Origin of the sequence: Sporosarcina sp. FSL K6-1508, from assembly GCF_038007465.1 — a bacterium.
In the GTDB taxonomy this organism is placed as follows: Bacteria; Bacillota; Bacilli; order Bacillales_A; family Planococcaceae; genus Sporosarcina; species Sporosarcina psychrophila_B.
Genome location: NZ_JBBOXF010000001.1, coordinates 1,405,140 through 1,425,000 on the forward strand (window position 1 = coordinate 1,405,140; position 19,861 = coordinate 1,425,000).

At 43.6% G+C, this 19,861-nt stretch carries 23 protein-coding genes; 22 read left to right on the forward strand and 1 reads right to left on the reverse strand.

All coding sequences use genetic code 11. The annotated features are described in order from the left end of the window. The first annotated feature begins 102 nt into the window (after window positions 1–102). The 8 genes from MKZ11_RS06905 (at window position 103) to MKZ11_RS06940 (ending at window position 8,272) form a co-directional block, all read left to right on the forward strand. Entirely contained in the window at window positions 103–435 is a 333-nt protein-coding gene (locus tag MKZ11_RS06905; protein ID WP_340793275.1) for a DMT family transporter, read from the forward strand. Next, complete coding sequence (locus MKZ11_RS06910; RefSeq protein ID WP_340793277.1) at window positions 435–749, forward strand: DMT family transporter; 315 nt, start codon at window positions 435–437, stop codon at window positions 747–749. The genes MKZ11_RS06905 and MKZ11_RS06910 overlap by 1 nt, the downstream gene beginning before the upstream one ends. Before the next feature lie 83 nt (window positions 750–832). After that, entirely contained in the window at window positions 833–1,903 is a 1,071-nt protein-coding gene (locus tag MKZ11_RS06915; RefSeq protein WP_340793279.1) for a D-alanine--D-alanine ligase, read from the forward strand. Between the two features lie 12 nt (window positions 1,904–1,915). Continuing rightward, window positions 1,916–3,301, forward strand: coding sequence for a UDP-N-acetylmuramoyl-tripeptide--D-alanyl-D-alanine ligase (locus MKZ11_RS06920; protein ID WP_340793280.1), 1,386 nt, complete (start codon window positions 1,916–1,918; stop codon window positions 3,299–3,301). After that, on the forward strand, window positions 3,298–3,993 hold the full coding sequence (locus tag MKZ11_RS06925) for an alpha/beta hydrolase (RefSeq protein WP_340793282.1): 696 nt from the start codon (window positions 3,298–3,300) through the stop codon (window positions 3,991–3,993). The genes MKZ11_RS06920 and MKZ11_RS06925 overlap by 4 nt, the downstream gene beginning before the upstream one ends. A gap of 547 nt (window positions 3,994–4,540) precedes the next feature. Continuing rightward, window positions 4,541–6,055 carry a DEAD/DEAH box helicase gene (locus MKZ11_RS06930; protein WP_340793285.1) on the forward strand — a complete coding sequence of 505 codons (1,515 nt, stop codon included), beginning with the start codon at window positions 4,541–4,543 and terminating at the stop codon, window positions 6,053–6,055. 242 nt (window positions 6,056–6,297) lie between these two features. Beyond that, window positions 6,298–6,777: a PH domain-containing protein gene (locus MKZ11_RS06935; RefSeq protein ID WP_340793288.1), complete on the forward strand. Its 480-nt coding sequence runs from the start codon at window positions 6,298–6,300 to the stop codon at window positions 6,775–6,777. Then, window positions 6,770–8,272 carry a PH domain-containing protein gene (locus MKZ11_RS06940; protein ID WP_340793291.1) on the forward strand — a complete coding sequence of 501 codons (1,503 nt, stop codon included), beginning with the start codon at window positions 6,770–6,772 and terminating at the stop codon, window positions 8,270–8,272. Before MKZ11_RS06935 ends, MKZ11_RS06940 begins: the two co-directional genes overlap by 8 nt. A gap of 9 nt (window positions 8,273–8,281) precedes the next feature. Here MKZ11_RS06940 and MKZ11_RS06945 read toward each other — a convergent pair whose 3' ends face one another. Continuing rightward, on the reverse strand, window positions 8,282–8,896 hold the full coding sequence (locus tag MKZ11_RS06945) for a rhomboid family intramembrane serine protease (RefSeq protein ID WP_340793292.1): 615 nt from the start codon (window positions 8,894–8,896) through the stop codon (window positions 8,282–8,284). A 66-nt stretch (window positions 8,897–8,962) separates the two neighbouring features. Here MKZ11_RS06945 and acpS point away from each other — a divergent pair, with 66 nt between their 5' ends. From acpS to MKZ11_RS07015, 14 genes are all read left to right on the forward strand, one after another. After that, window positions 8,963–9,316, forward strand: a complete 354-nt coding sequence (acpS, locus tag MKZ11_RS06950; protein WP_340793294.1) for a holo-ACP synthase — start codon at window positions 8,963–8,965, stop codon at window positions 9,314–9,316. Window positions 9,317–9,374: 58 nt separating this feature from the next. Beyond that, window positions 9,375–10,379 (forward strand): LolA family protein, encoded by a 1,005-nt coding sequence (locus MKZ11_RS06955; RefSeq protein ID WP_340793295.1) that lies wholly within the window; start codon window positions 9,375–9,377, stop codon window positions 10,377–10,379. A 68-nt stretch (window positions 10,380–10,447) separates the two neighbouring features. Further along, window positions 10,448–11,587, forward strand: coding sequence for an alanine racemase (gene alr, locus MKZ11_RS06960; protein ID WP_340793297.1), 1,140 nt, complete (start codon window positions 10,448–10,450; stop codon window positions 11,585–11,587). Between the two features lie 142 nt (window positions 11,588–11,729). Beyond that, window positions 11,730–12,011, forward strand: a complete 282-nt coding sequence (locus MKZ11_RS06965; RefSeq protein ID WP_445326979.1) for a transcriptional regulator — start codon at window positions 11,730–11,732, stop codon at window positions 12,009–12,011. 4 nt (window positions 12,012–12,015) lie between these two features. Beyond that, window positions 12,016–12,366: a type II toxin-antitoxin system PemK/MazF family toxin gene (locus MKZ11_RS06970; RefSeq protein WP_067205315.1), complete on the forward strand. Its 351-nt coding sequence runs from the start codon at window positions 12,016–12,018 to the stop codon at window positions 12,364–12,366. 182 nt (window positions 12,367–12,548) lie between these two features. After that, window positions 12,549–13,379, forward strand: a complete 831-nt coding sequence (locus MKZ11_RS06975; RefSeq protein WP_340793300.1) for an STAS domain-containing protein — start codon at window positions 12,549–12,551, stop codon at window positions 13,377–13,379. Further along, window positions 13,376–13,738, forward strand: coding sequence for an STAS domain-containing protein (locus MKZ11_RS06980; RefSeq protein WP_218843276.1), 363 nt, complete (start codon window positions 13,376–13,378; stop codon window positions 13,736–13,738). The genes MKZ11_RS06975 and MKZ11_RS06980 overlap by 4 nt, the downstream gene beginning before the upstream one ends. 2 nt (window positions 13,739–13,740) lie before the next feature. Then, window positions 13,741–14,142: an anti-sigma regulatory factor gene (locus MKZ11_RS06985; RefSeq protein WP_338653740.1), complete on the forward strand. Its 402-nt coding sequence runs from the start codon at window positions 13,741–13,743 to the stop codon at window positions 14,140–14,142. Window positions 14,143–14,156: 14 nt separating this feature from the next. Further along, window positions 14,157–15,170, forward strand: coding sequence for a PP2C family protein-serine/threonine phosphatase (locus MKZ11_RS06990; RefSeq protein ID WP_340793306.1), 1,014 nt, complete (start codon window positions 14,157–14,159; stop codon window positions 15,168–15,170). Window positions 15,171–15,236: 66 nt separating this feature from the next. Beyond that, complete coding sequence (locus tag MKZ11_RS06995; protein ID WP_340793308.1) at window positions 15,237–15,578, forward strand: STAS domain-containing protein; 342 nt, start codon at window positions 15,237–15,239, stop codon at window positions 15,576–15,578. Then, window positions 15,565–16,044: an anti-sigma B factor RsbW gene (gene rsbW / locus MKZ11_RS07000; protein ID WP_340793309.1), complete on the forward strand. Its 480-nt coding sequence runs from the start codon at window positions 15,565–15,567 to the stop codon at window positions 16,042–16,044. Before MKZ11_RS06995 ends, rsbW begins: the two co-directional genes overlap by 14 nt. Continuing rightward, window positions 16,019–16,864 carry an RNA polymerase sigma factor SigB gene (gene sigB, locus MKZ11_RS07005; protein ID WP_445326980.1) on the forward strand — a complete coding sequence of 282 codons (846 nt, stop codon included), beginning with the start codon at window positions 16,019–16,021 and terminating at the stop codon, window positions 16,862–16,864. Before rsbW ends, sigB begins: the two co-directional genes overlap by 26 nt. An 8-nt stretch (window positions 16,865–16,872) precedes the next feature. Next, window positions 16,873–17,460 (forward strand): PP2C family serine/threonine-protein phosphatase, encoded by a 588-nt coding sequence (locus MKZ11_RS07010; protein ID WP_340793310.1) that lies wholly within the window; start codon window positions 16,873–16,875, stop codon window positions 17,458–17,460. A gap of 226 nt (window positions 17,461–17,686) precedes the next feature. Beyond that, the gene (locus tag MKZ11_RS07015; protein ID WP_340793312.1) at window positions 17,687–19,843 is read left to right on the forward strand and encodes a Tex family protein; all 2,157 of its coding nucleotides are present in this window, start codon (window positions 17,687–17,689) and stop codon (window positions 19,841–19,843) included. Window positions 19,844–19,861 lie beyond the last annotated feature (18 nt).

A 19,861-nucleotide genomic window follows, 5' to 3' on the forward strand; every position in this document is an offset into this window, starting at 1 on the left:
CCTCATATTGGACGCATTTATCTACGTGAAGTTGCTCGGGTCTTGGCGGACGTGTTAGACTTGTGGGAAATTTAAGGCTTATTTTAGAGAGGGATCATCGTTGTGGCATGGGTTTATTTACTTATTGCAGGCGTTACTGAAATTATTTGGGCGACTGGTTTGAAAGAAGCGCAGGGATTCACCATTCTTCTGCCATCTATAATAACACTGGTTTTCATCGTAATCAGTTTTTTTCTATTCGCGAAAGCAATGGAAACGATTCCTATTGGAACGGCTTATGCTGTTTTCACCGGCATCGGAGCAGCAGGAACAGCAATTGCTGGTATTCTTTTATTCAATGAAGGGGCGGGTGCCAGCAAGCTGTTTTTTCTAGTGCTTCTGCTTGTTGGTATTGTCGGCCTTAAGCTTGCTGATGGGAAGGGGGAGGCTGAGTAGTGTCTTGGGTCATACTTATCATCGCAGGGCTATTTGAAGTGGCTTTTGTCATTACGATGAAATTATCGCAAGGGTTCAGAAATATAAAGTATACTGCATTGACAATCGTGTCAGCAGCACTTAGTTTCTTTCTCCTTTCGGTAGCCATGAAAGAATTGCCTGTCGGTACAGGGTACGCAGTGTGGGCAGGTATAGGTGCAGCGGGAAGTGTGCTAATTGGCATGGCTTTCTTTCATGAGAAAAGAAGTGCGCTGAAGTTCCTTTTTTTATCTTTCATCATAGCCGGGGTTACAGGACTTAAGTTATTTGGTTAAAGAGCTTACATATATTAATCATGACGGGGAGCCGTTCATGGTAAACTGGAGTAACGAAAAATAATAGATAGTGAGGGGAAAGCATGAAGAAAAGATTAGGTTTAGTGTACGGTGGAAAATCAGCGGAACATGAGGTGTCATTGTCGACTGCACGTGCGGTGACGCAGGCAGTAGATCTTGAAAAATATGAAGTGGTTCCGGTTTATATAACATACGATGGCGAATGGAGAAAAGGTAAATCACTTCAGAGCCCTGTTGAAACACTAGAAGAACTGCGTCTCAAAGGCGACGGTGGCAATAAGCCTGATAGCATCCATGATTTCCTGAACGGCGGAACAGATGATTTAGACGTCGTTTTCCCGCTTCTTCATGGAACGAATGGGGAAGATGGAACGGTTCAGGGACTCTTTGAAGTACTGAATGTTCCATACGTAGGGAATGGTGTACTCGCATCTTCCGCCGGAATGGACAAAGTCGTCATGAAGCAACTTTTCGCACAAGCAGGACTGAAACAAGTGCCCTATGTCCACTTCATCCGAACTGGATGGGTCAGCGGACAACAACAGTTAGTTGACAAAATGGAGCAGGAGCTCGGCTGGCCAATGTTCGTTAAACCCGCAAATCTAGGCTCTAGTGTAGGTATCAGCAAAGCGACGGACCGGAAGAGTTTAATAGAAGCAGTGGAAATGGCTCTAAAATTTGACCGGAAAATTATCGTCGAGCAAGGTGTGACTGCACGTGAAATTGAAATGGGTGTCATGGGTAACGACGAGCCATTATGCTCAGTATCGGGTGAAATAAAGCCTGTTGCCGCGTTTTACGACTATGAAGCGAAATATAAAGACGGCAACACAACACTGGCCATACCGGCAGAGGTGACAGAGAACGTCGAAAAGACAATGGAAGACATTGCTGTCCGTGCATTTAAAGTGCTTGATTGTTCAGGCCTTGTTCGCGCAGACTTTTTTGTCACAACAGAAAACGAAGTACTTATCAATGAAGTAAATACGATGCCTGGCTTTACACCGACAAGTATGTTCCCGCTTCTCTGGCAGAAAACAGGCGTGACCTATCCTGAATTAATCGATCAATTAATCGAACTTGCAGTGGAACGGCATGTGGAAAAACAAAAAATACAATATACGATGGATTGAGAGTGGTTGAACATGAAAAAACCTTTAACTGAAATCGCTGGATGGTTACAAGCGGATGGGCAAAATATGGAAGGTGAGTTCGTGACAGGCGTGTCAATCGATTCACGGACTGCTGCGGCGGGAGACTTGTTCATTCCTTTTCGGGGTGAACAAGTGAACGGTCACAATTATGTGGAGCAAGCGATTAAAGGGGGCGCTGTCGCAGCTTTATGGATGAAAGACGAACCACATCCCCCTGCTGATTTGCCGCTGATTTTTGTCGAAGACCCGGAGAGGGCGCTTCAAGAAATGGCACGCACCTATCGGGATACACTCAGGTGTAAAGTCGTCGGCATTACGGGCTCAAATGGAAAAACGTCAACAAAGGACCTTATTGCAAGCGTGTTAGCTCCTTATTTCAAGGTGCAAAAAACGGAAGGCAATTATAATAACGAACTTGGTCTGCCGCTGACGATTTTGTCGCTTGAGGAAGATACCGAGTTCGCAATCTTAGAGATGGGTATGAGCGGGTTCGGAGAAATTTCATTTTTATCGAAACTAGCTAAACCGCATTTTGCTGTTATTACAAATATTGGCGAAGCGCATATGCAGGATCTAGGTTCCCGTGCAGGAATCGCTAAAGCGAAATTTGAAATTATAGACGGACTACAAGAAGGCGGTAAGTTATTCTATGATGGAGACGAACCGCTCCTGCGAGAACTTATCGGGCAACATCCAGCTGTAGAAGCTATCTCGTTCGGCCACCAAAAAGAAACGACACTGTCACTTGTGAAAATCGAATCTGGAGATGAGGGAAGTCATTTTGAAGTCACAGGTTTACTTGATGCGGAATTCACAATTCCTGTCTACGGCGCTCATCAAGTGAAAAATGCACTTGCAGCTATTCTTATTGCCAATGAAGCAACTGTCAGCATTGCTGATATTGGTTCTGCTCTGCATCATACATCGCTAACAGATATGCGCATGCAACCGGTTATTGTTGAAAATGGCGCGTTATTTATCAATGATGCCTATAATGCGGCGCCGACATCAATGCGTGCGGCACTTGCTTTCATAGAGGAAACTGGATTACGGAAAGAAAAGTGGATTGTTCTAGCTGATATGCTTGAGCTCGGAGATGACGAGCAAGTTTATCATGAAAATCTGGCTAACGAAATTACGGCGATGGATCTGGAAGGAATCATGCTCTATGGTCCGCGCATGAAGTGGTTGTATGAAAAACTGGAAAAGAGCAACAGCGAAACGCGGCTTTTATGGTCGGAAAAGGATTACACGCCAATTGTGGATACACTTCAAGAATCTACAGGCGAAAATTCAATCGTCCTATTAAAAGGCTCGCGCGGAATGGCGCTTGAGTATATTGTGAAAGACCTGATAGGTAAAGGAACAGGGGAATGAAAACAGGAGTGCTGTTCATTCACGGATTCACAGGCGGTCCCTTTGAAGTGCGACCGCTTGTCAATTTTTTGAAAAGAGAAACCGATTGGCAGATTTCCTTACCGACACTCCCAGGCCACGGCCTGCCGTTGGATCTTGGAAAAGTGTCTGCTGACTCTTGGTTGATGGAAGCAGAGCTCGCGCTCAAAAAGCTACAAAAGGAAGTCGACCGCGTAATCGTGGTCGGCTTTTCGATGGGTGGGCTTATTGCCATGTATCTTGCGTTGCGGTACAAGTTCGACAAACTTGTTCTTTTAAGTGCGGCGGCAAAGTATATAAGTCCTCGCATCCTATTGAAAGAAATGGGAACCATGTTAGCGAAACCGATTAAAGCAAAATATCCGCCGAATACATTTTACCATTTATACGAATATAAATTGACCCACACGCCGCTGCGTGCCACATTCGAATTTTTACGTATCGTAAGAATAATTGAACCCTATTATGGACTTATTACAACTCCCGTATGTATCGTTCAAGGCGAGAAAGATGGAATTGTCCCGTTTACTACCGCTAAACATCTAATGAAAACACTTGGTTCCGAAAAAAAGGAATTCATAAAATCACCTCTTGGGAAGCATCATATCTGTTACAGCGATGACTGTGACAATTGGTTCAATGAAGTGCTTCGGTTCATGCAAGAAGATGTCTAGTTCCAGCGACAGGCCTCTTCCGCTTTTCAATCCTGTCTAGCTCCAGTAGCCAGACGCTCGGGTCATAAGCTGGCCCAGCTATTCGGCAAAAAACGCCGCTTCGCCGGTCCATCTTATGCCAGGCCTACAGGATGTAGGTCATGCAGCCATTGCCGCAGGAAGCGGCGTACTTTGGCTGCGTTCCCTCGGCTGACTACTTCCGCTTTTCACAAGTAAACTGACTATTACCACTTAAGCGGATTGATTGCGTAGTGCTTTTATCCATGTTATACTACGATGAACATTGGATACATTTACGTAGCACTCTTCATACGTGAAGAGTACTTTTTTTTGAATTTAACGGTTTGCTCATATAAGTTGGACGACTTGTCCGTTGATCGAACCGCTCGGCAAAGACCGGGCTTTCCTTTTCAACCATAACCTCTACTTATACTATAGAGAATGCAAAATATCGGAAACGTTCCCTTTTAACAGGCTCGAATTTGCCGTGCCTTCATTTGCAAATGTAACCAATTGTCAAATGAAAAAACAAAGGAGATTGATAAGTTTGACTAATTTTTCAGAATTAAATATCAGTGAATCAACACAACGCGCGCTAGCTAAAATGGGGTTTGAAGAAGCAACGCCAATCCAAGAAGGTACTGTCCGTTTTGGTATGGAAGGTCGCGACGTTATCGGTCAAGCTCAAACTGGTACTGGTAAAACAGCTGCATTCGGTATTCCTATCATTGAAAAAATCGATACAAGAAACCCTGCAGTACAGGCACTTGTAATTGCGCCAACACGTGAATTGGCTATTCAAGTTTCTGAAGAAATCTACAAAATCGGTGCTGACAAACGTGCACGCATCCTTTCAGTTTACGGCGGTCAAGAAATCGGACGTCAGATCCGCGCATTGCGCAATAACCCGCAAATCATCGTTGGAACGCCAGGGCGTATTCTTGATCACATCAAACGTAAAACATTGAAACTTGATGGCGTACAAACACTTGTACTTGATGAAGCAGACGAAATGTTGAACATGGGCTTCATCGAAGATATCAACACGATTCTTGCTAGTGTGCCATCTGAGCGCCAAACACTCCTATTCTCGGCTACAATGCCTGGACCTATCCGTAAAATTGCGGAAACGTTCATGAAAAATCCGGAAATGGTTAAAATTAAGTCAAAAGAAATGACTGTCGAAAATATCGAACAGTTCTTTGTTAAATCACAAGAACGCGAAAAATTCGATATTCTTTCTCGTTTGTTGAACGTTCAACAACCAGAGCTTGCAATCATCTTTGGCCGGACGAAACGCCGTGTTGATGAACTATCTCATGCACTAAGTATCCGCGGGTACATCGCTGAAGGAATCCACGGCGATTTGACTCAAGCGAAGCGTATGTCGGTTCTTCGTCAGTTTAAAGAAGGTAAAGTTGACATCCTAGTTGCAACTGACGTTGCGGCACGCGGACTCGATATTTCAGGCGTAACGCATGTTTACAACTTCGATATTCCACAAGATCCTGAAAGCTATGTTCACCGTATTGGTCGTACAGGGCGAGCAGGTAAAAGTGGAGTGGCAATTACATTTGTAACACCACGTGAAATGGGTTACCTTCGTATTGTTGAAGAAACAACTAAAAAGCAAATGACTGCTTTGAATCCACCATCATCTGACGAAGCGATCCTTGGTCAGCAACGTGTGGCTGTTGAACAACTTACGGAAATCGTAAACAAAAACGAATTGAGTGATTACACGCATCTTGCAACTGAATTGCTTGAGAAGTATGAAGCAAAAGACCTTGTTGCAGCGGCAATCAGATCATTAACACGTGAACCGAATGATACACCTGTATCGATTTCGGAAGAGCGTCCATTACCAGCACGTGGAAATTCACGCGGCGGTGGCGGTGGTTATAAAGGCAACCGCAGTGGCGGTCGTCCGTCAGGCGGCGGTCGCGGTTATGGCGGCGGAGCTCGTCGTAGCGGCGGAAGCGGCGGTAACGCTCCAAGCGGCAGCCGTGACGGATCAAGAAGAGACAGCGGTCGTTCACGCAACACTAAATCAGATCGTTAATACGAAAAAGTATGTAGGAAAGCCGGGTAGCGCAATTAGCGCACACCCGGCTTTTTTGTACATTTTAAAGTCCACAACTTTGTGTAGAAACTAGCCTAGGTTCCTGTTGAACTAGACAATATAAAGTTAAAAGTAAACAACTTAATACAAACCATCATACAGAACCCTAAATACAATCTTGTGAAATGAAACATTTCACGTCCTGAATCGTATAGAATAAGTTAGAAGGGAGAGGTGTTTATATGAGAGAGCAACCGGTGAACCGGATTTCGGAAAAAGGGTTAAAAGTTTGGAGATTATACGGGATTATACAAACAGCATTCTTATTACTCGTAGCAATTGGGGCGGGTGTATTGACTTACATATTTAAAGGTCCGTGGTGGATATATGCAGTGGCTGCAACGGTCGTCATTCTATATGCGTACTTTTTTATTTATTTATTCCCTAAAGTAAGATGGAGACGTTGGCGCTATGAAGTACGAGAATCGGAAATTGAGCTGCAACATGGTATTTTCATCGTTAAGCGCACATTAATCCCGATGGTGCGTGTTCAGCACGTAGACACGGCGCAAGGGCCTATTTTGCGGAAGTACGACTTGGCTGAAATCACGGTTTCTACAGCAGCGACAAATCATACTATCCCTGCTCTTGTAATGGAAGAGGCAGATGAACTTCGTAGCAGAATATCAGCGCTTGCAAGGGTGGCGGAAGAAGATGTCTGAGACACGCTATAAGTTACACTGGATTACAGCAATTATAGAAGTGTTGAAAACGGCAAAAGAAGCAATCTTGCCGATCATTGTGCTTGTGTTCGCCAATGGTCTGAATGATTTGGGGTCTGGTAAATGGTATTTAGATTATTTAACCTTTATCATTTTCGGAGTTCTTATTATTGTATTTTTCATTACAGGAATTATTAAGTGGAAGCGTTTCGAATACTGGTTCGAAGACAATGAACTTCGTATTGAATATGGGTTATTTGTAAAAAAGAAACGTTATATTCCGTTTGACCGGATTCAAAGCCTGGATTATACGGAAGGGATTTTGCACCGGCCTTTCAAACTTGTCAAAGTAAAAGTGGAAACAGCAGGCAACTCCTCTTCCAAAAAGTCGGAAGCAGAACTGACTGCGATTACGAAAGAGGCAGCAAATAGGATTGAAAAGAAAATAGCACAGGCGAAAACTGGCAAAAAGGAAGTTTGGCAGGAAAATGGAGTGCTGGCGGAAGATATCCAGGCAGTGGAAGAACCGCAAACGAAATCCGTTTTTACGATGTCGTCAAAAGGATTGCTAATCCTGGCAACTACATCGGGCGGAATTGGGATCATTCTTTCGGGTGTTGGGATCTTCCTATCGCAGTTTGCCGAGATGATTCCGTTTGGTTGGATGTATGAAGAGATTTCGGGCTTCATCAAATTCGGTCTTCTTATCGTTGCGATTGCTGTCTTTTTAGGATTTGTTCTCGTTTGGGGGCTGTCTGTTGCGATGACATTCCTGGCGTACTATGGTTTTAGTGTTTCGCTTGAAAAAGAAGATATTGTCATTACGCGCGGTCTGCTTGAGAAAAAAAGAATGACAGTGCCGCTTAATAGGGTTCAAAGTGTGCGTATTATTGAAAATCCTTTTAGGCAGCTATTTGGCTATGCCGCTGTGGCAATTGATAGTGCGGGGGGAGGAGGAGTTGAAGGAGCGAAAATTAACTTGTTCCCTCTTGTTAAAAGAACGGATATCTACGGCCCGTTAAAAGAGATATTCCCGGATCTCATACTTGACGAACCAACGGAGAAACTCCCCGTGCGTGGAAAGCGCTTTTTCTATCGTGTCGATTTCCTATGGATGATTCCTGCAATCGGCGCATTGACGTACTTTTTCTTTCCATACGGATTGTTTTCGCTTCTTATCGTGCCGGTCATTGTCCTCTTTGGATTATGGCAGCACCGCTCAGCTGCTTATGGAATTTCTGGCAATCAGTTGACAATGCGGTTCAGGAACTTCAGCCTCCAGACGGCTTACTTGACGAAAAACAGAATTCAATCGATGGAAATGAAACAAAACTACTTCCACAAACGTAAAAATGTGGCGACAATAGCGACAAATATCAAATCGGGTATGAGTACTTTTCGCGCCCAAGTACATCATATGGAAGAAGCGGAAGCGGAGAAGATTCTTTCGTGGTATGAGAAAAACGCAATAAATACAGAAAGAGAGCAGGGGTAACCTGCTCTCTTATCTTCTTTTCTTACCTTTCCAACTGACAATCCGTTTCGGATGAAAATAGCTGAGTCCGATTAAAAATCCGACGACTAACCCTGCAATGTGGGCGGTTGTGTTAATTCCGGGCTGGATATAGGTCATAATAATGCTGATTACAATAATTGGTACAATAATCTGTCTTAGTTGCGGCAGGATATGCTTTGTATAATAGACAAGAGCTCCAAATGCTCCGAGAATCCCGAAAATTGCACCACTTGCACCGACACTTGCATACGCAGGACCCTGTAAGAAAAATGTTGCTATATTAGCGAAAATACCTGAGAGCATATAAATTGTCAGGAAGCGTGCTTTGCCTGCGATTTTCTCGAGTTCAGGCCCGAAAATGAAAAGAGAAAACATATTAAACAGCAGGTGCATAATACCGCCGTGAAGGAACATCGGTGTAAGGAGTCTCCACCATTCTCCTTCGGAAATGAGAAAGTTGATGCCAACGCCAGCGTTAAATACTTGGGTCCCAATAATCGGGATAAGAGTCACCACATAAATAAGGATATTCAAAGCAAGGAAGAACGTCACCACCGGATATAGGCGGATATATTGCGAGAAGCTTTCTGTACGGCTAAACATGTATTCACCTCAATCTATAACCTCATTATACATATCTTATGGTCTAGTTGGAAAGGAGGAGTTTTTTTGATTGCAGGAATTGGGCTTGATATCGTCGAATTGGATAGAATCGCTAAGTTGGATGGCAGGAGTCCGAGATTCCGGATGCGCATTTTAACAGAGAAGGAGTTGGAGATTTACGAATCGCATACAAGTAACCGCCGAATAGAATTCCTCGCGGGGCGATTTGCAGGGAAAGAAGCATTCGCCAAGGCGTTAGGAACAGGGATTGGAACTCGGTGTAACTTCGCGGACATCGGCATATTACCTGAGCCGAGCGGGAAGCCGACTGTATTTTTTAAAGGCGAATCAATTAATGGTTTCATTTCGATTACCCATACGCAAACCGTCGCAGCAGCTCAAGTAATCCTTCTTGCATAATTGTTCGTCCTTCCTCATAAGATGACCTACCCGATTGAAATGAGAAAGGATGAACTGTATGCGTAGCCGGATATTTGCTCTTTTGTTAGTTGCAGTCATGGTAATCCTCGCGGCATGTGGGGCGCCGTCGAAAGAGGACGTCATGAAAAAGCTCAGTGGAAAGTGGAGTGATGGGAAAGGGTATGACTTGCAAGCGACCATGGAAATTAAGACGGGAGCAGAGCCACGTTTATATGAGGTTGAGGTCTGGCATACGAAGCCAACTTTTTATCGCGTTAACGTAACGCAGTCAGGAAGTAAGGACTCCCAAATGATCGTACGCAATAAAGAAGGTGTGTTTGTCGTCACGCCATCACTTGGTAAGACATATAAGTTCCAAAGTGAATGGCCCGCACAAAATAGTCAGGCATACTTAATTGGTGCTTTGTCAGATGATATTAAAGCTGATGAAAATGCTACGATGACCGAAGAGGATAATACCTATGTCTTTGAAACTGCAACAAGGAATAATCATAAGAAAGTTCTGCCAACCCAGCAAATTCATATTGACAAAAAGACACTCTTGCCAACGTATGTTTCAGTTCTGGATGAAAATAAAGAAGAGAAAATTCGTATCACATTTAATAAGATTACACTTGGCATCGAACGAAAGGCCGCAGATTACAAAGTAGATATGGAAGAAACCAATACGAGTAAAGAAACTGAGCCTGCGGATGATGAAAAAACAGGACTCTCCACGTACTATCCATCAGTAGTTTGGGCAGAGGGCACTCTCCTAGATGAGGAAGTGGTGAAAACGGATACTGGTACACGTTCATTTATGACGTTTGGAGGGGAAAAGGAGTTCGTCATTATACAGGAACCAGCAGTTAGACCTGATAACGAAATGCCGGTATCCGTTGAAGGAGATCCTGTCGATCTTGGATTCGCCATCGCTGCACTTACAGAAAAATCACTACGTTGGGAAAGTGAAGGTGTTTCCTTCTTCATCGCCTCTGAATCATTGACGCAAGATGAGATGATTGAAGTAGCTGGATCGATGAAAGCGGAAGGTATGAAATAACTATAGTTGACGAAAAAAGGGCGGGGGATGGATAATAGGGGGTATTACTATGCAAATGAGGGAGAGTCATGGAAAACCCTGTTCATTACCGCCCGACGCAAGTGATCGTCGAACTGGAAGCGATTCGGACTAATGTTCGGAATCTAAAAGCGTATTTGGGAAGCGAAACTTCAATTATTGCAGTCGTGAAAGCGGATGGCTACGGTCACGGTGATGTGGAAGTTGCTCACTCCGCTTTCGAGGCTGGTGCAGAAATGGTCTCAGTAGCAACACCTGACGAGGCGGTACGACTCCGAGTGGCGGGTATTAGCGGGGACATCCTCGTCATGGGGCCGTCTCCGCTTATGTTTGCTGAAAAAGCAGCTGAATTGGGGATTACGATTACCGTTTCAAGTGCTGAGTGGTTGCAGTCAGCATTGGATATCAGTGAAAGTTTTAAGCGACCGTTGAAAGTCCATGTAAAAGTTGACAGTGGAATGGGTAGAATCGGATTAAGGGATGTGGATGCACTCCGGTCTCTCGCTTCGGTCATTGAACGTTCTAACCAAGTACTTTTGGATGGAATTTTCACACATTTTGCTTGTGCAGATGAAGAAAACCCCGTGAGTACAGAAGAACAATTTAAAATGTTCATGAAGCTAGTACAGACATTGCCTGAAAAACCAAGGCTTGTTCATGCGTCAAATAGCGCAGCAACCCTCCTCTATCCCGAATATGCGCTTGACGCAGTCCGTTTCGGAATCGGACTCTACGGTATCGCGCCTTCGGAATATGTAGGAGGGAAATTGCCGTTTCGCCTTGAAAGATCGTTCGTGCTGGAAAGTGAGCTCGCTTATGTGAAGTTGCTGGAGGCAGGTAATCGAATTAGCTACGGAGGCACCTACGAAACTTCGGAAGCGGAGTGGATTGGTACAATCCCAATTGGTTATGCTGATGGTCTGCGACGCGGTCTGCGCGGACAGGAAGTACTCATCGGCGGCGAACGGATGCCTATCATTGGAACAATCTGCATGGACCAGTGCATGGTGAAGCTTCCGCGGGAATTGCTGGTTGGTGAAAAAGTAGTGCTAATAGGCCGTCAAGGTGGGGAAGAAATTACGATGGAAGAGTGGGCGAGACGACTCGGCACAATTCCATATGAAATTGCCGTGTCCATTGCGAAGCGAGTACCGAGAATATACACAGGGAAAGATGGACAGAATATATAATATTCGTACTTTCGACAAAAAACCTAGTAAATTTGCAGAATCCTGTCAATAAAATTCCTTTCGTGTCTTCTCATTGTCGGTATTCAATGGTAAGATGGACTTGTATTGAAATAAGGGAACGGGTTTGTCGGAGGTGCTAACGTTGCGTGTAAATAAAAACATGAAAGAAATCATTGTTAAAATTCCGAAACGGATGCTGAATGAAAATGAACATACGGTCGTCCATCAAGAGCTGGACCGTGGTGATTTCGTTTATATTTCGACAAGACGACACGTAACTGACTACGAATCGGATACGATCAAGGAAGAGATGATGAACGGTTATCTCGAAATGTCGCAAATCAACCTTAGAATCGCCACAGAATGCCTTCATGTGGAATTCGAAGCCCAGCATATGGTGGAACGTCTCGTAAGCGGAGGATGAAAAGTTGGCAATAAAACGTGGAGACGTCTTTTTTGCAGATCTGTCGCCTGTAGTTGGTTCTGAACAGGGAGGAACGAGACCGGTCCTTGTCATTCAAAATGATATAGGAAATCGATTTAGTCCGACAGTTATCATTGCGGCAATTACTGCGCAAATCCAAAAAGCGAAATTGCCTACACATGTTGAAATCGATGCGGTGCGATATGGTTTCGAGCGGGATTCAGTTATTCTGCTCGAACAGGTCCGCACGATCGACAAGTCGCGGCTTACCGATAAGATTACACACCTAGATGAATTTTTGATGGAACAGGTCGATGAAGCACTTGAAGTAAGTTTTGGCCTTATCAAATTCTGAGCATACATATAAGAAAAACACCATGGATTCGTTTCTGTGGTGTTCTTTTCATTTCACTCTCTTTTCACTGGAACCATTTGGTTACCTAAGTAATATGACAAAAAGAGTGTATTGCATCATTCTTTTCGTTACAATGAAGATACGTTAATTTGGAAATCACAAGGAGGCATATTGAAACAATTATGAGTATTCAACTGGTGGAAGGCATAGATGAAAATATTAATGAGATTATTGAGCGATGGCAAGCACTGATGAAGGATGAGAAGGGAGAAAAGTTTTTTCATTTCATGCCTGAACAACTTGTAGAAAAAACAAGCAGTGAGTTTGCAGCACTGATGACATCGAATATTTATGAAAAAGACATTGTCAATACTGAGAAGTTGAAGGACTTTACGGAAAAGGTTGTCCGGTTTGGCTGGTCTATTAAGTTTGTTAATAAAGCGATTGATAACTTTTCGAAAATTGTCTTTGAATTATTGGAGGAAAAAGGGGTTATAGAACAAAGTAATTTGCGGCTTTATATGACGCTTTTCGATAATTGGATTTTGCCATTACGCGAAAGTATTATAGAAGCCTATGCTGTGGAATGGGATCGCACCGTAAGTTTGCAGAAAATTGCCTTGCAGGAACTGTCGGCTTCATTGATACCGGTTTTCGAAAAGATATCAGTAATGCCACTTGTCGGTACGATCGATACAGAGCGGGCTAAACTGATTATGGAGAACTTACTGGAAGGTGTAGTCAAGCAGCGCGCTGAAGTTGTACTTCTCGATATTACCGGTGTACCAGTTGTGGATACAATGGTTGCCCATCATATCATTCAGGCAGCGGACGCTGTCCGACTTGTCGGAGCAAAATGTATGCTGGTTGGCATTCGCCCAGAAATTGCCCAAACGATTGTTACGCTCGGTATTAACCTGAACGATTTCACAACAACTAGCACGTTGCAGCGCGGAATGCAGGAGGCACTTGGACTGACGAACCGTACAATAGTGGAGGTTGAACAATCATGAATATGAGAATTCCGATTTTAAAACTAAATGACACGCTAATTGTCTCTGTTCAATGGGAACTTGACGATCAGACCGCCATCCAGTTTCAAGAAGATTTATTGAAAAAAATGCATGAAACGACGGCAAGAGGTGTTGTTATTGATTTAACGCCCATTGATTTCATCGATTCTTTTATTGCAAAAGTGTTGGGAGATGTTATCAGTATGTCGGGTTTAATGGGAGCGAAAGTAGTTATTACTGGGATTCAGCCTGCCGTTGCAATAACACTTATCGAACTTGGGATTCGTTTAGAGAACGTTTTGACGGCGCTCGATCTCGAAAATGGATTGGACAAACTTCGTAAAGAATTGGAGGCCTAACAATGGAGTACTGGTCTTCTGTAGATATATATACGGAGTGGGACATTGTTGCTGCCCGCCAGTTGGGTCGGAATGAAGCGAAGAAGTCCGGCTTCGGGACGGTCGATCAGGCGCGTATCACAACGGCAATTAGTGAATTGGCGCGTAATATCTATTTATACGCTGGAAAAGGTAAGATAGAAATAAAGCGGTTGTCAGAAAATGACCTCTACGGAATTACGATTATTGCTTCAGATAATGGTCCAGGCATTTCGGATATGCGCAAGGTAATGGAAGACGGATTCTCGACTTCCGGAGGACTTGGTGCAGGTATGCCGGGTGTGAGAAGGCTTATGGATGAATTTAAAGTGGATACGGAACCGGGAGTGGGCACAACGATCACCACTACCAAATGGCTCCGATGAGGAGATGATTATGGATGCCTCAGGAAGTTGGAAAGCAGTATAAAGAAATACTGAAACAATACGTAGATGGACAAAATGAAGAAGATTTATATGTAGGACAACAATTTAGCCGGCGATTCATAGAAAAAGATATTTCGCCCGAAGACGTCATCAGTATCCACAAAACAGCACTCACTGAAGTTTTGCCGGATATGCCGGAAAGATTGTGGCACTCGTTTGATTTTCTCATTGAAATGATGATCCATTATGGGCTTGCGCTTAAGGAACATCAGAGCCTCATTCGGAAACAGGAAGAGCTCCAAGTGGAGATGAATGTGGCGGCAAGAGTGCAAGATACGTTATTAAAAACGAAAAAACCTGATTTCAAAGAACTTGATATTGGGTTTGTCTCGGAGTCTGCTATGCAGATGAACGGAGACTATATTTATTTTCTGAACGATAATAGTTACGAGGCAAGTGTGGCAGTAGCTGATGTTATGGGTAAAGGAATCCCAGCGGCGCTATGCATGTCAATGATCAAATTTGGAATGGACGGCTTGAGGAACGAAAATACAAGACCGGGGAATGCCCTTGATATTGTGAATCGGATTGTAGAAAAAAGTGTAGATAATTCGATGTTCATTTCCATGTATTACGGAAAGTATGATGCGAGGGATTCCACTTTTTCTTATGCTTCAGCTGGACATGAGCCTGCCCTTATGTACAAGGCTTCTGAGGGGACATTTGTGGAACTTGATGCAAAAGGACTCCTTCTTGGAGTACATCCAAACGTTGTCTATGAAGAAAAAACAGTTCTGCTAGAAGAAGGTGATTTTATCGCCATGATGACCGATGGAGTAACTGAGGTCAGGACTGATACTGGTTTTATAGACGATGGAGTGATTAAATCGATTTTGGCGGAATTGAAAGACGAGACTGCCCAAAAGATCGCAGATACAGTATACCAAAGGCTTGCCTCCCTTCAAGACTTTCATTTGCGGGACGATTTCACGATTGTTATTTTTAAAAAAGAGAATGGGAAGGTTTAAGACTTTAAATATAGGGTATATATATTAATAATGTGCTTTTTAAAAAGAGAGATTCGGGGTGTGAAAATGAATTTACAAGTTGAATTAGTGGAAGAAAATAGCATACAACGTTTTAAAATCGTTGGGGAAATTGATGCATTTACAGCACCGACGTTAAGAGAACGTCTGGTGACGGCAGAAAACGTAAAAGAGCTACAAGCGGAATTGGATCTTTCTGAAGTTGGTTACATGGATAGTACTGGACTTGGCGTTTTTGTCGGATTTTATAAAGCGGTTAAAGCCAATGGAGGACATGTGAAAATTGTCGGCGTCAATGCGCGTCTTAAAAGACTATTTGAAATCACAGGTTTAGCGGAAGTCATGGATATCGTGATGGAAGAAAGTGGGGACAAAGATGCAACCGTATGATTATATTGAAATTAGAGTTCCCGCGAAAGCGCAATACGTTGGAGTTGCCCGACTTGCAATATCGGGGCTCGCAAGCAGACTCGGTTTTACATATGATGAAATCGAGGATTTAAAGATTGCCTCGAGTGAAGCAGTTACGAATGCTGTCCAGCATGCATATAAAGAAGATGATCAAGGGGAAGTCGTAGTTGGCTGTGCCCTTTATGCAGACAAACTGGAGATAATGGTTGCAGATCACGGGAAAAGTTTCGACTTTGAAGAAACGAAGAAAAGTGTAGGTCCTTATAATGAACAAGAAGAAGTTCAATTTCTCCGGGAAGGCGGTCTGGGTCTTTATTTGATGGAAACACTTATGGATGAAGTAAAAGTGCATCATGAGGAAGGTGTGACGGTCTTCATGACTAAATATCTCGGTGGAGAGCGGGGGGATGAGGATGTCGATGTCGAAAGAACAATCTCCTCATGAACCTAAACCGAATGAAACATCTTCTCTTAAAGAGGAAATAAGTGAATCGTCTCCTCGTGTAACGGGGACGAAAGCGGAGGTTCTCGAATGGATCAAGCAATATCAGGAGACGAATGATGATACAGCCCAGACGAACCTGGTCCTCCATTATGAACGTCTAGTTCAATCAATAGCCCGGAAATATTCTAACGGCAAGCCATTCCATGAAGATATTGCTCAAGTAGGAATGCTAGGTCTGCTCGGTGCGATTCGCCGGTATGACCCGGAATTCGGAAGAAGTTTCGAAGCGTTTGCAGTCCCTACAATTATCGGTGAAATTAAACGGTTTCTGCGTGATAAAACTTGGGCAATCCATGTTCCGCGACGTATCAAGGAACTAGGTCCGAAGATTAAGGCGGCTGTCGAAACACTTACGACAGAAATGCAACGTTCGCCACTGGTCGGTGAAATTGCAGAGTACTTGGATGTCGATGAAGAATTGGTCCTTGAAGCAATGGAGATGGGAAGAAGCTATCAAGCGCTCTCGATGGATCATACCCTTGAAGCTGATTCTGAAGGGGGGACGGTGACGCTATTCGATATAATTGGAGAAACTGACGAAGGATTTGAGAAAACAGACCAGCGTATGGTTGTTGCGAATGCTCTCAATGTATTGTCAGAACGTGAACGACAAATCATCCAGTATACATATATTGAACAACTGAGCCAAAAAGAAGCCGGAGAACGACTTGGCATCTCTCAAATGCATGTTTCAAGACTACAGCGCAAAGCGATTAAGAAATTACAGGAAGCAATATTGGCAGCTGGCGGTGTGTCATAGTGGATTCGATGATAACAGACAATGTCGAAGTATACGTCTATCAGGAAGCGAAGTTTGGAAATCGGGAATGTGGTGACACATATTTCCTGCATGCAGAGGAAGATTATTTTATCTGTGCAATTGCAGATGGATTAGGTAATGGTCCGATTGCGCGTCAATCAGCCCAAATACTTCCAAAAGTGTTGAAGGAATTTCACCACGAATCGATAGATGAACTACTCAGCCGTTGCAATGAACATATGGTTCAAAAACGTGGGGCTGCAGTAGCTATCGTCAAAGCTGATTACAAGAAAAAGGTAATTCAATACAGCTGTGTAGGCAATGTCCGTTTTTATATGCTTCAAGATCGCAGTAAGATGATTTACCCTTTGCCTGTAATGGGCTATTTGTCTGGCAGACCACAAAAGTTAAAGACACAACAATACAATTATCAAAAAGGGGATCTGTTCTTCCTTCATTCAGACGGAGTGGATTTGAGAAGTCCAAAAGCTTCCATGAAAGAAAGTTCAGGTCCCTATGAGTTATATCAAAATGTATTACAATCAATCGAACATGGCGATGACGCTACATTTATTGCTGGAAGCCTACTTCTGTAAAATAGAAGTAGGTTTTTTATTTTATAGCGTGCTATAAAATCTTATCCTGTAGATAAGTTATATGGTTGTCGCCTTGGAGAGGGCAGCCTGCACTTTTATTCTTGCTTGCAGGACAGAAGTCGCGTGTCTATCCCCTTATTGGCATCCAGGCTCGTGTTTCTTTATTCAGGCGCTTGGGCTGTTGTTCTGGTAAAATTAAGACATTGAAGAAAGGGTGGATTTATTGATGAGGCATATTGTTGAGGCAACAGCTGGAAAAGCGGCTGTTAGTATACATCAAGCTGAAAAGGTTATCGCATTACTCGATAAAGGAAATACTGTCCCATTCATCGCGAGGTACCGAAAAGAGGAAACCGGTTCACTGGATGAAGTGCAAATCAAAGCGGTTGAGGATGCCTACAGTTATGTGTTGGGGCTTGAACAGCGCAAAGAAGAAGTGATTCGCCTGATAGATGAACAAGGTAAATTGGATGAAGAGTTAAGGAAATCGATTGAAAGCGCTACCGTGTTGCAAAGAATTGAAGATTTGTATAGGCCTTTCAAGCAAAAAAGACGGACACGCGCCATGATTGCAATCGAAAGCGGGCTTGAACCATTAGCGAAAAGTTTAATGGAGTTTTCGGGAAGCGTACCTGAAGAACTTGCTGCTCCTTTCGTGAATGAGGAGGCTGGTGTGAATACAGCCGAAGAAGCACTGGCAGGGGCGCGAGATATTGTAGCTGAACAATTTGCTGACGACGCGGGAATACGGGAAAATATTCGAAAGTTAGCTTGGTCGGATGGGATGATCGTATCAGCCGTGCGTAAAGGAGCAGAGGACAAGCGAAACGTTTTTGAGAATTATTATGAATATGAAGAGCCTTTGAAAAGAATCGTCCCTCATCGTGTTCTAGCTTTAAATCGTGGCGAAAAAGAAGATGTATTGCGAGTCGGGATATCTTTCCCTGCCGAAAGAATTATCGGCGGGCTTGAACGTGAATTGATCCGTAAAACACATTCGCCTTCTGCACCCCATGTAAAAGAAGCGATTGAAGATGCATTTAAACGCTTGATAGCTCCTTCGATTGAACGGGAAATCAGAGCTGCACTTACTGAGAAGGCTGAAGAGCAGGCAATCCATGTATTTTCGGAAAACTTGAAGAGTCTTCTGTTGCAACCCCCGTTGAAAGGGAAAGTTGTACTTGGTCTAGATCCGGCTTTTAGAACAGGTTGTAAACTTGCAGTTGTTGATGAAACGGGTAAACTGCTTGAAATATCCGTGATTTATCCGCATCAGCCGCAAATGGAAAAAGAAAAGTCGAAACAGGCTATTTTAAATTTGTTGAAAAAGTACCCGATTACTATTATTGCAATAGGTAACGGGACAGCTTCACGCGAATCTGAATTGTTCATAGTGGATTGTATAAAAGAAGCGCAAACGGGTGTCTCTTACGTCATTGTCAATGAAGCGGGTGCTAGTGTTTATTCAGCCTCACCGCAAGCGCGGGATGAATTCCCTGATCTGCAAGTGGAACAGAGGAGTGCGGTTTCCATAGCGAGACGTCTGCAAGATCCGTTATCAGAACTCGTGAAAATTGATCCGGGTTCAGTTGGTGTCGGACAATACCAGCATGACGTAGCAAAAAAACGACTTTCTGAATCATTATCCTTTGTGGTTGAAACTGCCGTTAACCGGGTAGGAGTGGACGTTAACACTGCATCATCGTCACTTCTGCAATATGTTGCCGGCCTTTCTAAGGCAGTCGCAGAAAATATTGTGAAGTCTCGTGAAGAGAACGGATTATTTACGAAACGTATTCAATTGAAGAAGGTCCCTCGTCTTGGAGCTAAGACTTATGAACAGGCAATTGGTTTCTTACGGGTGCCAGATGCTAAGGATCCTTTTGATTCGACGGGGATTCACCCTGAAAGCTATCAATTGGCAGAACAGGTATTAGAAGAGGCGGGAGTAAATAAGAAGTTGCTTGGAAAGAAAGAAACTGCGGACGCATTGTCAGCTCTTGATGGTAGAGCGTTGGCGAATAAGTTAGATGTAGGAGAAGTGACACTGAAAGATATTATTGAAACACTTCAAAGACCAAATCGGGATCCTCGCGATGATTACCCGCAACCACTCTTAAAAGCAGATGTGCTCGATATGAAGGATCTTTATGAAGGACTTGAAATGCAAGGAACCGTTCGGAATGTCGTTGACTTTGGTGCGTTTGTAGATATCGGGGTGAAGGAAGATGGTCTCGTTCATATATCTAAACTAAAAAAAGGTTTTGTAAAACATCCTCTTGACGTTGTAGCTTCAGGCGATATTGTTACCGTTTGGGTGGAAGGTGTGGATAAAGGAAAAGGACGTATTTCATTGACGATGTTACCCCCGGTAACGAAGTGATGGTCTAAATGGAGGTGG